Annotated in this window: 10 protein-coding genes; 1 reads left to right on the top strand and 9 read right to left on the bottom strand. The window is 55.0% G+C overall.

Going from position 1 to position 12,538, the window contains the following annotated elements; translation table 11 throughout:
* Positions 1 to 4: 4 nt before the first annotated feature.
* Positions 5 to 937 carry a p-hydroxybenzoic acid efflux pump subunit AaeA gene (aaeA, locus tag AC6I4B_RS02495; RefSeq protein ID WP_497769324.1) on the bottom strand — a complete coding sequence of 311 codons (933 nt, stop codon included), beginning with the start codon at positions 935 to 937 and terminating at the stop codon, positions 5 to 7.
* A 7-nt stretch (positions 938 to 944) separates the two neighbouring features.
* Positions 945 to 1,148 carry a p-hydroxybenzoic acid efflux pump operon protein AaeX gene (gene aaeX, locus AC6I4B_RS02490; protein WP_497769322.1) on the bottom strand — a complete coding sequence of 68 codons (204 nt, stop codon included), beginning with the start codon at positions 1,146 to 1,148 and terminating at the stop codon, positions 945 to 947.
* 131 nt (positions 1,149 to 1,279) lie between these two features.
* On the opposite strand from aaeX, the gene aaeR reads away from it, so the two are divergent.
* Complete coding sequence (gene aaeR / locus AC6I4B_RS02485; protein ID WP_497769321.1) at positions 1,280 to 2,221, top strand: HTH-type transcriptional activator AaeR; 942 nt, start codon at positions 1,280 to 1,282, stop codon at positions 2,219 to 2,221.
* 72 nt (positions 2,222 to 2,293) lie between these two features.
* On the opposite strand, the gene tldD is transcribed toward aaeR, so the two are convergent.
* The 7 genes from tldD to mreB form a co-directional block, all read right to left on the bottom strand.
* A complete protein-coding gene (gene tldD, locus AC6I4B_RS02480; RefSeq protein ID WP_497769319.1) occupies positions 2,294 to 3,739 on the bottom strand; it encodes a metalloprotease TldD in 1,446 nt (481 codons plus the stop codon).
* Between the two features lie 100 nt (positions 3,740 to 3,839).
* A complete protein-coding gene (gene yhdP / locus AC6I4B_RS02475) occupies positions 3,840 to 7,646 on the bottom strand; it encodes an AsmA2 domain-containing protein YhdP (protein WP_497769318.1) in 3,807 nt (1,268 codons plus the stop codon).
* Between the two features lie 33 nt (positions 7,647 to 7,679).
* Positions 7,680 to 9,149 (bottom strand): ribonuclease G, encoded by a 1,470-nt coding sequence (gene rng / locus AC6I4B_RS02470; RefSeq protein ID WP_497769316.1) that lies wholly within the window; start codon positions 9,147 to 9,149, stop codon positions 7,680 to 7,682.
* Entirely contained in the window at positions 9,139 to 9,732 is a 594-nt protein-coding gene (locus AC6I4B_RS02465) for a Maf family protein (protein ID WP_497769315.1), read from the bottom strand. The genes rng and AC6I4B_RS02465 overlap by 11 nt, the downstream gene beginning before the upstream one ends.
* Positions 9,733 to 9,739: 7 nt before the next feature.
* The gene (gene mreD / locus AC6I4B_RS02460) at positions 9,740 to 10,228 is read right to left on the bottom strand and encodes a rod shape-determining protein MreD (protein ID WP_497769313.1); all 489 of its coding nucleotides are present in this window, start codon (positions 10,226 to 10,228) and stop codon (positions 9,740 to 9,742) included.
* Positions 10,228 to 11,238, bottom strand: coding sequence for a rod shape-determining protein MreC (mreC, locus tag AC6I4B_RS02455; RefSeq protein ID WP_497769311.1), 1,011 nt, complete (start codon positions 11,236 to 11,238; stop codon positions 10,228 to 10,230). The genes mreD and mreC overlap by 1 nt, the downstream gene beginning before the upstream one ends.
* Before the next feature lie 67 nt (positions 11,239 to 11,305).
* Positions 11,306 to 12,349, bottom strand: a complete 1,044-nt coding sequence (gene mreB, locus AC6I4B_RS02450; RefSeq protein WP_000913396.1) for a rod shape-determining protein MreB — start codon at positions 12,347 to 12,349, stop codon at positions 11,306 to 11,308.
* Between the last annotated feature and the right edge of the window lie 189 nt (positions 12,350 to 12,538).

The following is a 12,538-nucleotide window of genomic DNA, read 5'->3' as shown; positions in this document are numbered from 1 at the left end:
ACGATTAACCGAATTCGCGCAGGCGCAGCGCCAATTTCTGGAAGAAGGTCATTTGACTTGCGTCGCGGTCTTTCGCACCGGTAATCACCACCGTGGCGGTTGTTCCGGCAGGCCACTGGTTGCCCGTTTCTTCATCCAGACGGATACGTACCGGCACGCGCTGGGCCAAACGCACCCACTCCAGGTTGGAGTCGATGGTCGCCATGCCTTTGCTGTCAACGCTGCTGCTGGCGTTCGTGACACCCGCAGCGACGCTATCAACCGTTCCTTTAATCACATGGTTGCTGCCCAGCGGGGTAATTTCCGCACGGTAGCCAGGGCGTACACCTTCAAGCTTTGTCTCTTCGAGGTAAGCCACGACGTAGAACGAATGCTGTTTTACCAACGCAACGGCGGTGGAGCCACGAGTAATAAACTCACCGGCATAGACATTCAGGTTGGTAACCCACCCATCGGCTGGCGCGCGGATAACCGTGCGTTCAAGATCGAGGCGCGCCAGGTCACGCGTGGCTTGTGCTTTCGCCATTTGGTGCAACACGGTTTGCAGCACGTTATTAGATTGGTCAATCTCTTCGCGCGACATTGCGTTGACGCCCAGTTGATTTCGTCGGCTGGCTTCACGACGTTTTTCATCCGCCAACGCCTGGTAATAGGAGACATCGGCTTCCGCCTCAGCCAGCGCTTTTTGATAGCGCGGCTGGTCAATCACAAACAGCACCTGGTTTTTCGTGACCAGTTGGTTATCTTTCACCGCAACTTGCGTAATCAAACCTGAAACGTCAGGCGCAATTGCCACCACATCGGCACTAAAGCGGGCGTCACGCGTCCACGGCGATTCGGTGTAATAGACCCATGCACGGAAAATCGCGATGAAAGCCAGGGCAACCAGAATCACCGTAACGGCAGTACGGGAGATTTTTCTTGTTAGTGTTTTCACATCTACCTCAAACGAACAAACGTGATATCAAATAAAACAGGCAGCAGTACAGCGCCGTGTTGAACAACGCGGGATGCCAAACAAAATCATAGATCCCGGTTGGCGTCAGCATTCGACGCACCAACCAAAAAATGGCGAGCGATAACAACAGCTCAAAGAAGATCGGCGGAAATGAAAGACCGAAAATCACGATGACAGGAAACAGACTCATGTTGACCTTTGCTAGACTAGCGTGCAGGTAAGATTTGGATTTTTAGTTATGCAACTAACAGTATTTTAACGTAACTGTTATCCTGTTATCTACATAATGTGATGCAAATCACTTTTAAGCCAGAGTGAATAATGGAACGATTAAAACGGATGTCGGTATTTGCCAAAGTTGTTGAGCAAGGCTCCTTTACCGCCGCGGCACGACAGCTAAAAATGAGCGTTTCCTCCATCAGCCAGACTGTCTCTAAACTGGAAGATGAACTACAAGTTAAGCTCCTCAACCGCAGCACTCGCAGCATTGGCCTGACCGAAGCCGGTAAAATTTACTATCAGGGCTGCCGCCGCATGTTGTTTGAAGTGAAGGACGTGCACGAGCAGCTTTACGCTTTCAACAACACGCCTATCGGTACGCTGCGCGTGGGCTGTTCTTCAACTATGGCACAAAATGTTCTCGCCAGGATAACCGCCGAGATGTTGAAAGAGTATTCAGGTCTGACGGTAAATTTAGTGACCGGAATTCCCTCACCAGACCTGATTGCCGATGGGCTTGATGTCGTCATCCGCGTCGGCGCGCTCCAGGATTCCAGCCTGTTCTCCCGCCGCTTAGGCTCAATGCCCATGGTTATCTGTGCCGCCAAAAGCTATCTGCAACAGGCGGGCGTGCCGGAAAAACCGGCCGACCTGGTGAACCACTCCTGGCTGGAATACAGCGTTCGCCCGCATAATGAATTTGAGTTAATTGCGCCAGAAGGCCAGACGACACGGTTCGCACCAGAAGGGCGCTTTGTCACTAACGATCCGATGACATTAGGCCGCTGGATCTCTGCCGGAGCAGGGATCGCCTACGTGCCATTAATGTGGGTCATCGAGGAGATCAATCGGGGCGATGTGGAGATCCTGCTGCCGCGCTATCAGTCCGATCCGCGACCGGTTTACGCGCTCTACACAGAGAAAGATAAACTACCGCTGAAGGTGCAGGTCTGTATCAACTACCTGACCGACTATTTTGTTGAGGTGGCGAGCTTATATCAGGGAATGCGCGACAAAGGCGAAACGGGCAAACGAGTGAAATGATTTTGCCGGAGGGGCTACGCTTACGAACCTCGTAGGTCAGATAAGACGCAGCCACCATCCGGCAGGACGAAATTACGCAGTGCCGCCCACGGTCAAGTTATCAACCTTCAGCGTTGGCTGGCCTACGCCAACCGGCAAGCTCTGCCCTTCTTTACCGCACACGCCGACGCCGTTATCCAGCTTCAGGTCATTACCTACCATCGATACCTGCTGCATGGTTTCGATACCAGAGCCAATCAGCGTCGCGCCTTTCACCGGTTTGGTCACTTTACCGTTTTCAATCAGGTAGGCTTCCGAGGTGGAGAACACGAACTTACCGGAGGTGATATCCACCTGGCCGCCGCCAAAGTTCGGCGCATACAGGCCGTACTCCACGGATTCAATAATTTCCTGCGGCGTGGATTTACCTGCCAGCATGTAGGTATTGGTCATTCGCGGCATCGGCAGGTGCGCGTAAGATTCACGACGGCCATTACCGGTTGGCGCAACGCCCATCAGACGCGCGTTGAGTTTATCCTGCATATAGCCTTTCAGGACGCCGTTTTCGATCAGCACATTGTACTGACCCGGCGTACCTTCATCGTCGATAGCTACTGAACCACGGCGATCGGTTATGGTTCCGTCATCAACGATGGTGCACAGCTCAGATGCCACCTGTTGGCCCATTTGCCCGCTGAATACTGACGTGCCGCGACGGTTGAAATCACCTTCCAGACCGTGGCCTACCGCTTCGTGCAGCAGAACGCCAGGCCAGCCTGCGCCCAGCACCACCGGCAGCGTACCCGCCGGAGCGGCAACTGCCGACAGATTCACCAGCGCCATTCGCACGGCTTCTTTCGCCCATGCATCGGCGCGCACTTCGCCGTCGAGGTCTGCGAGGAAATAGTCATAACCAAAACGGCCACCGCCGCCGCTTGCGCCACGTTCGCGCTTGCCGTTGTCTTCAACCTGCACGCTCACCGACAGACGCACCAGTGGACGCACATCGGCAGCCAGCGTACCGTCGGTCGCCGCCACTAAAATCAGCTCATAAACGCCGGTCAGGCTGGCGCTCACTTCTTGCACGCGAGAGTCGGCAGCACGCGCTACGCTATCCACGCGGCGCAGAATGTCCAGTTTCTCTTCACGCGTCATGCTTTGCAGCGGGTCAAGCGAGGTATACAGCGCCGGATGCTCTACCGCGCCCAGCGTGTGAACTTTGCCATCACCAGCGTCACGCACGATGGTGCGCGCAGCCTGTGCGCTCTGCTGTAATGCCAGCAGGCTAATTTGGTCGGCGTAGGCGAAACCGGTTTTCTCACCGCTCACCGCACGAACCCCGACGCCCTGGTCGATATTGTAAGAACCATCTTTAATGATGCGGTCTTCGAGAACCCAGGATTCGTGATAGCTGGACTGAAAATAGAGATCGCCATAATCAAGACGGCGCTCTGTGAGTTGACCAAGAATGGCAAACAGATCCTGATGATTCAGGCCGTTCGCCGCCAGCAATTGTTCACTTACCAGATTTAAACTCATTATTTCGCTACTCGTTGATGCCCGTGCGTCTCACGCATTTCGGGCCTGAATTCCGGGTGTTTGTGTTATGAGATTGAGGCAATTCAAAGCTTGCGTCAAATCATGGCTTTTTATCGCTACGCTCCTGGCGCAGCACTTCGTTAATTTGTGGCTTGTCGATAGGGCCAGTGATGCGATAACGCAGAATGGATACTTTGCTCCACAGCGGCCCCAATACTTTGGTGGCAGCGAAAACCGCTGCGCCGATAATCGGGTTAACCGCAAAAGCGGTGGCAACGCTGACTGTCGCCGAGATTTCTGGCGCGACAATCGCTTCCATGTTCAGCTCACGGCGCACCAGGTTAACGGAGCCTTTCATGGCGATATCCGCCTCCAGGCCATCCACCAGCGTGTCGTCGGTATTCAGCACCCCGTCTTTAATCCATGAGGTGCTGCGAATCGAGTCAAAATAGAACCCTTCGCTAAAGGTGTCGCTAAAGTCAAAACGCAGCTTACGCAGCAGCGCATCGACACTCAGCAGACGCAGCAACTGCCCGGCATGGCCGGTCGATAAATCGGTAAACTGCCCTTTGCCTACGTGCGCTTTCAAAATACCGTTCAGCGATGCGATATCCGGCTGCCACGGTTTATTGCGCCAGTGTAAATCGTAGTCGATATCAACGGAAGAATCGCGAATCGGCGTCGAGGCGCCAAAGAACGTTACCGCATCGTCAATCTTGTTGCCGTGGATTTTACCCTTCAGCGAGGTGCGCTGCCCGACAGGCGCGTTAACCCACATGCCATCGGCGGTTAAGCGCCCGAAGCCCGTATCCACCAGGCCATTCGCCAGCATGAGGGTGTCGCCTTTAACCGTAAAATCACCGTCAATGCGGCCATATTTTTGCCCCCACAGCCAGCATTCAGCACAGCGCAGTTGCAGGTCAGGCCAGCCGTGGAAATCCACGGTGTTGTTGCCCGAAACGACGTTATCCGTCGGTGTTGAAGCCGCTGCCGCCAACGGGCTTACCGACGGGTTGTAGTACAGATAGCGCACCGCAGCCTGCCACGGCGCGTTGTTTTTCATCGTCAGGCTGGCGTTAATTTCCCGCCCTTGCGCTTCAACCCGCGTACCATCCGTCGTGGGTTGTGAAACGATACTCAGGTTATTCCACTGCTGCCCGCCCAGAGCCAGAGATGGCGTTCGCAGCGTAATATTCTGCGGGAAGGCGGCAGCAGAACTGACACCATCTGCCGCGCCGTGCTGGAATAGCGCCAGCCACTGCGCGCCGTCCATCGGCGGTAAATTCAACTCAATGCCCGGCGTTTGCGGCAACGGAGGGATCGTGCGGCTTTCTGACGTCCAGATAGCGCTTTCTAACCGCAGTTTGTTACCCAGCAGCCAGCGGCTGTTGAGATGGTTTTCCGCGCCGACGTTACCGGTAAGGTCAAAACGATGCAGGTTGCCGTCAACGTTAAGCTTCAGCGGCAACGGCTGCCCCGCAGTTTTATTAGCCGGAGACGGTAAGTTACTGCTCACATTTTGCAGATCACCGGTAATGCCAATTTTGTAAGTGGCGCTGCCGTGATACGGCAATTCAATGGAGACATTGCCTTTCCACGGTACGCTACCTTTCAGCGCGTCGTTGAGCTGTTTTGGCAGCACACCGGTACGCGCGGGCTGCCAATCGGCCTGAAGATTCACCCCAACCTGATACGCTTTCGCGCCTTCGGTGGTGGTGAAGTCCACGTTCAGCGGCTGGTTAAACCAGGTCGCGGTCAGCGGTGCGCTGGTCAGGTTGCCGTTATCAAAGCTGAATTTGCCTTTCAGGTTGTGCAACGTGCTATCCAGCGGCTTGATATACAGGCTGTTGTTATTCAGCGCGACGTCGCCTTTGGCGCTCACCAGCTCGCCATCCAGCGGAATATTGAGATGTAAGCAAGCACTCACATCACCATCAAGCTGAAGCTCGTCGAGCGTTGCGCCTAATGACGCGCTAAGCGGCGTCTCTTTGAAATAAGGGCCAACCGCTTTACCCGGGCCGTTAATATCGGCATCAATCAGCAGCTTCTCTTTGCTGTAGTCAGGAATCGACGCGTTAAGATTGCTGGCAGTCACACCGCCGAGCGTCGCTTTATCCGCCTTCATCCACAGGCCGTCGTTGATGAAATTTAACTCAATGTCCAGATTGCTCAACGCAGGCCAGTCCGGCTGGAAGGCAAAGGTGGCATCGCGCAGCGGTACATACACCTGGAACTGGCCTTCGTTGTGCTTATAAGGGAACAAGTGCGGATTACCGCCGTAAACCAGCGTGGCATTCTCGGCTTTTCCGGCTTTAATCGCACCACTCAGGTAGTCAACCAGCTTGCTGCCCATCAGGTTTTCCGGGAAGTAACGCCACGCCTGACCGCCGTCGTCGGTGCTGATCCCCGCCAGGATACCCAACCACGGTTGATCATCCGCAGGCTGGAGGTAGCGGAAACCGCCGCTGGCGCGAACACCCGTCGCCTGTACGTCGATATTGCGCCCATCCAGCATGAAACCTTTATCGTTGTTCTGCCAGCTCAGCGTGGCAGCGCCGTTGGCGATTTCCAGCGGCGCACGGAACACATGTTCATACGGCATCCGCGCGTCCTGCACGGCAACCTGTAGCTCACCGTTTTCGACACTCCCGCTAATGCTGCCAGACACGTTCTCTGCGCCCGGCAGTAGCTCCCACTGCTTCCAGGCCAGGTTGTCCCAGCGGGCATTAAAGCGGGTTTTGCCGGTGTCCTGTAATGGGATGTCCATCGCCAGCGCATCAATCATGCCGCTGGGTTGCGTGGTGCGCCAAATATCGGCGACCTGCGGAGATAATTTTTCCGCAATCGGCAGCAGGCCGTTCAGCCCAGCCAGCGACAGGTGGCTGGCGCGCAGACGCAGTTCATCACTACGCTGATGGTTTGCCCCGCCCACTTCTTGTGCCGGAACCCACGCCAACGCCAGCGCCCCGCGCGGCCACGGTGTATCGTCAATGGTGATGCGCGTGTCAGGAATACGAAGCTCCCAACCCTCTTTTTCTCGCGACAGGTGCGCAGTGAGGTTGTCTACCGCCAACTGGTGCGTGCGCTGGTCGCCTTCCCAGCTTGCCCCGCCCTGTTTCAGCAACACATCGCCGCTGGCAATTTCTCCGTTATCCAGCGATGCCCAGCCTTCAAGACTAAAGCGCGCGCGGGTCAGCGCGATGTTGTCTTGCATCCAGCGGTTCAGCCACGGCTTAACGTCGATGTCGTCGGCCTGCAACCACAGGCGGCCTTTATTCAACAGCCCACTTTCATCGCGCAAATCCATGCGCACTTTCATCACCCCGTGCTGGCCGGTGAGGCTGGAAAGGCTCAGTTCGCCTTCAGCGCGGTGACGGTTTTTATCGTTCACCCACGTCAGTTGCGGAATGGCCAACTCAGCGCGCTGGCCGGAAAGCGTCAGGAAGCTGAGATGACTGTCACGCAAGACGAAGTGGTCAAACTGGCGCAGAAACAGGTCGCTGATGCGATCGCCTTTCAGGCCATCGCCGCCCTTGTTTTTTTGCAAAGGGGTATTGGTGTGGATCTGGAGCTGCCAGAAGGTCAGCTCGCGGAACTGCCAGCGCATGTGCAGCAGACTTTGCCAAACGTCGAGCGCCATCGAGGCACGTTTGATGGACAGCTTACCGCCGTCGCTTAAGCCCGCTTTAATGTCACGCACATCGAGCGTCGGGCCAAAAGTTTGCCAGCTCGCCTGAATTTGGGAAGCGGATATCGGCAGCCCGGTGGCCGTCTCAATTTTTGAAAGCAGCGCCGGACGCCATTTATCCAGATGCGGCAAGGCGAGACGCAGGCCACTCACCAGCAGCGCGACAATGACAATCAGTGTAGCTACGGTGAGCAGTAAAATCCCCGGCAATCGCCTCACGCATCTCTCCTTGGGTTGCAGCAGGCTGCGTAATTACATCATAACCACATCAAACTGCTCCGGGTTATAGAGCGGTTCAATCTGTACTTTGACCTGCTTGCCGACAAAAATTTCAACTTCCGCCAACGCGTGAGACTCTTCGCCTTTCAGCGTTTCGGCGACGGATGGGGAGGCGTACACCAGGAAACGATCGGAATCATAAGCATGATGTACTCGCACAATTTCACGCATGATTTCGTAGCACACCGTTTCGACGGTTTTCACCGTGCCGCGCCCGTGGCAGGTTGGGCAATCGGTGCAGAGCACGTGTTCAACGCTCTCGCGGGTGCGTTTGCGGGTCATCTCCACCAGCCCCAGCGGTGAGAAGCCGTTAACGCTGGTTTTCACCCGGTCTTTGCTCAGCGCCTGCTCCAAAGAGTGTAGAACGCGACGACGGTGATCTTCATTATTCATATCGATAAAGTCGATGATAATGATACCGCCGAGGTTGCGCAGGCGCAGTTGACGCGCAATCGCCTGCGTCGCTTCAATATTAGTATTGAAAATGGTGTCATCGAGATTACGGTGGCCAACAAACGCCCCGGTATTAATGTCGATGGTGGTCATCGCTTCCGTTTGGTCGATTATCAGATAACCGCCAGACTTCAGCTCAACCTTGCGCTCCAGCGCGCGCTGAATTTCGTTTTCGACATCATAGAGGTCGAAAATAGGTTGGCGACCGCTGTAATGTTCCAGCTTGCGGGTCATTTCCGGGATGTATTCGGCGGTAAATTCCAGCAGCGCTTCGTAGGTTAGACGCGAATCGACGCGAATTTTATCCAGCTGTGCGTCGGCAAAATCACGCAGCACACGCTGCGCCAGCGCCAGCTCACCGTACATTTGATAGCGGGTTTGGTTGCGTTTCTTGCGCTCCATGACTTTGGTCCAGACGCGCTTCAGATAGGCCGCATCAGAGGCTAAATCCTCTTCACACACCCCTTCTGCCGCAGTGCGGATAATAAAGCCGCCCTGTTCGTCGCAGTATTCAGACACCACTTTTTTCAAGCGCTCACGTTCAGCTTCGCTTTCAATACGCTGCGAAACGCCCACGTGGGAGGCCCCTGGCATAAACACCAGGTAACGAGACGGCAAGGTGATATCAGTCGTCAGGCGAGCGCCTTTAGTACCAAGCGGATCTTTCACCACCTGTACCATCAGATCTTGCCCCTGACGCACCAGCTCAGAGATATCGCGAACGGTGAACTGTTTTTGCTCTTCACCGGCCACGCATTCGGTATGCGGCATAATATCGGACGCATGAAGGAACGCTGCCTTCTCCAGACCAATATCTACAAAAGCCGCCTGCATACCCGGCAAGACTCGACTGACACGACCTTTGTAGATATTGCCTACTATTCCGCGTCGCGCTTCACGCTCAATATGAATTTCCTGCAAAATGCCGCCATCGATGTACGCCACCCGCGTCTCCGATGGCGTCACGTTTACTAACAGTTCAGCCGTCATGTTGATCCCTTTTCTCACGTAGCGAGTTAAAGTTATTCAGCAACTCATACGTTTCCACCAGCGGTAAGCCGACTACGGCGTGATAGCTGCCATTTATCTTCCTGACGAAACAGCCACCTAGCCCTTGAATACCGTATGCACCTGCTTTATCTAAAGGTTCTCCGCTCGCAACATAGCCTGCGATGTCCTCGTCAGAGAGTGCCCGAAACGTCACTTCGGTGACGACCAGACAGTCGAGCGTATACTGGCTATCGGCCAGCGCCACGGCGGTCATGACCTGGTGGGTATTTCCTGAAAGCCGACGCAACATCGCTGCTGCATGAGCAGGGTCACGCGGTTTTTCCAGCACTTCACCGTTGAGGATAACGATCGTATCCGCCCCAAGAACGGGGAGATCCTGACGGGTCAAGGCAACACCCGCCTGCGCTTTCTCGCGCGCCAGGCGCGTCACGTATTGCTGAGCCGACTCTTGCGGGCGGCGCAGTTCTTCAATACCGGGAACCACTTGCTCAAACGTTATGCCAAGCTGAGTAAGAAGTTCCTGACGACGTGGGGAACCAGAAGCAAGATAGAGAGATACCATAACGACCTTATTGAACGGCAAATTGCTGGCGAACTTTACGCATCAGAAGAAATATCCACGGCCAGAGCACACCGTTTACTACACTACTCCAGAACACTTCAGGTCGGAAAGAGACGTTGATCACTAAAAACTCTGCCCAGAAAACAATAATATCCGTTGCGAGCGAGAGCAGCATGACCACCAGCGCCTGTTGCCAAAGCGCCAGGTTACGAAATAGCTGATATTTAAGCGCCACCAGATACGCCACAATACTCAACGACAGCGCGCGCACGCCGAGCGTTGAACCACTGATCAGATCCAGTATGGCACCCATCACGAAGCCCGTCCCCACATTCACCCGGTGCGGCAGCGCCAGCGCCCAGTAAAGCAGAATAAGCAGAACCCAATTTGGCCGGAAAACGCTCAGGTCATCCGGCCATGGCATGACCTGTAACAACAGTGCGATGAGAAACGAGAGCCAGATGACCCAGCGTCCCTGGCTGCGGTAACTTGCCACTATTGCCCTCCTGAAGGGAGCTTAGGTGGCGTAGTACCCGCAGGGGCTGGGGTGGCAATCCCCGTGGCTGGAGCTGGAACCGGCGGCCCCATGGCATCCGGCGACGGCAGTACCTGAGGCATCATCTGCATCAGACGTTCATTGGCGACACGATGCACTTCTTCTGGCGTCATCGGGTTAGTACCGTTGCGGTCAGCACCCCATAGCAGCAGAAGATAACGCAAACGCTGTAAACCCGCCGTTGGGCGCGCCTGAATCACGGTGTACGCACGCTGCGTATCCAACTTCACGGATGACACCACGCCCACCGGATAACCTTCCGGGAAGCGCCCGCCCAGACCAGAGGTCACCAGCACATCACCCACACGAATGTCGGTATTGGCCGGAAGATGCTCCAGTTGCAGGTCGTCGGTGCAGCCGTTACCGGCAGCAATCACGCGAATATCGTTACGCAGAACTTGAATCGGCAATGCATGGGTCGCGTCGCAAATCAGCAACACGCGGCTGGTCAGTTTTGCCACAGCAACAACCTGACCGACGACGCCTTTATCACTGATAACCGGCTGACCTTCATAAACGCCGTTGACGCTACCTTTGTCGATAACAACTTGATCGCTATAAGGATCGTTAACCGTTGAGATCACCTGCGTCACCATTTTCTGTTCGTCCTGGCGCAGCGGTGAACCTAACAGTTCACGTAAACGGGCGTTTTCCTGTTTGTACTGACCCAGCATCAGCAGGTCACTGTTTTTCAACAACAGTTCCTGACGTAATGCACGGTTTTCGAATTCGAGCTGATCGCGTGAAGCCAGCGTTTGCGAAACGCTATCCAGCAATTCACGGGGACCATTAGAAACAAAGTAGAAAGGACTGACGGCAGTATCCATGTATGTTCGAATTTGGCTGAACATACCCAGGCGGCTGTCGGCGATGATGACCCCCAGCGCCACCAGCACCGCCAGAATTAGGCGAATCTGTAGCGATGGGCCACGGCTAAAAATGGGCTTCATAGGCTATGCGTATTCTCGTGTCAGTGGAATCAAGGGCAGCCCGAAAGCTACCCCGGACTCAGGCTGACTACTCTTCGCTAAACAAGTCGCCGCCGTGCATGTCGATCATTTCCAGCGCCTTGCCGCCGCCGCGCGCTACGCAGGTCAGCGGATCTTCAGCAACGACAACTGGAATACCGGTTTCTTCCATTAACAGGCGGTCGAGGTTACGCAGCAGCGCGCCACCACCGGTCAGCACCATACCGCGCTCGGAGATGTCGGAAGCCAGTTCTGGCGGGCACTGTTCCAGTGCAACCATCACCGCGCTTACGATACCGGTCAGCGGTTCTTGCAGCGCTTCGAGAATTTCATTGGAGTTCAGCGTAAAGCCACGCGGAACACCTTCTGCCAGGTTACGGCCACGGACTTCGATTTCACGTACTTCGTCGCCTGGGTAAGCAGAACCGATTTCATGCTTGATACGTTCTGCGGTCGCCTCACCAATCAGGGAACCGTAGTTACGGCGTACGTAGTTAATGATAGCTTCGTCGAAACGGTCGCCACCGATACGCACGGAAGAGGAGTACACCACGCCGTTCAGAGAGATAACCGCAACTTCAGTCGTACCACCACCGATATCCACAACCATAGAGCCGGTTGCTTCAGAGACTGGCAGACCTGCACCAATTGCCGCAGCCATAGGCTCTTCAATCAGGAAGACTTCACGAGCGCCAGCGCCCTGTGCGGATTCACGGATTGCACGACGCTCTACCTGAGTAGCGCCCACCGGTACACAAACCAGTACGCGCGGGCTTGGGCGCATAAAGCTGTTGCTGTGAACCTGTTTGATGAAGTGCTGGAGCATTTTTTCGGTCACGAAGAAGTCGGCGATAACGCCGTCTTTCATCGGGCGAATAGCTGCGATGTTACCAGGTGTACGACCCAGCATCTGCTTGGCGTCATGACCGACAGCGGCAACGCTTTTCGGCGACCCAGCACGATCCTGACGAATGGCGACCACGGAAGGCTCATTCAATACGATGCCTTGTCCTTTCACATAAATCAGGGTATTCGCGGTACCCAGGTCAATGGACAGGTCATTGGAAAACATGCCACGAAATTTTTTCAACATACTAAGGGATAATCCTGAAAGCTGGGGCGGAAAACAAAATCCGCTTACTTTACCAACCACACGCAGCAGCGACAAGGCGCAAAAATCATCTGCAACGGTGAAAATTAGTGCAGTTCGTTACCTTTATTACAAATTCAACCTGACTCCTTCAGTGCAGGGAGACTTACTGCCGCTCCTTCCTGAATTTGT

The sequence above is a fragment of the Kluyvera fluvialis genome, assembly GCF_059725275.1.
This window is presented reverse-complemented; position numbering and strand designations above follow the sequence as displayed.

Excerpts from the sequence above, each read along its gene's own strand:
- aaeX (WP_497769322.1), bottom strand. The coding sequence starts at position 1,148 with ATGAGTCTGTTTCCTGTCATCGTGATTTTCGGTCTTTCATTTCCGCCG.
- aaeR (WP_497769321.1), top strand. The coding sequence starts at position 1,280 with ATGGAACGATTAAAACGGATGTCGGTATTTGCCAAAGTTGTTGAGCAA.
- tldD (WP_497769319.1), bottom strand. The coding sequence starts at position 3,739 with ATGAGTTTAAATCTGGTAAGTGAACAATTGCTGGCGGCGAACGGCCTG.
- rng (WP_497769316.1), bottom strand. The coding sequence starts at position 9,149 with ATGACGGCTGAACTGTTAGTAAACGTGACGCCATCGGAGACGCGGGTG.
- AC6I4B_RS02465 (WP_497769315.1), bottom strand. The coding sequence starts at position 9,732 with ATGGTATCTCTCTATCTTGCTTCTGGTTCCCCACGTCGTCAGGAACTT.
- mreC (WP_497769311.1), bottom strand. The coding sequence starts at position 11,238 with ATGAAGCCCATTTTTAGCCGTGGCCCATCGCTACAGATTCGCCTAATT.
- mreB (WP_000913396.1), bottom strand. The coding sequence starts at position 12,349 with ATGTTGAAAAAATTTCGTGGCATGTTTTCCAATGACCTGTCCATTGAC.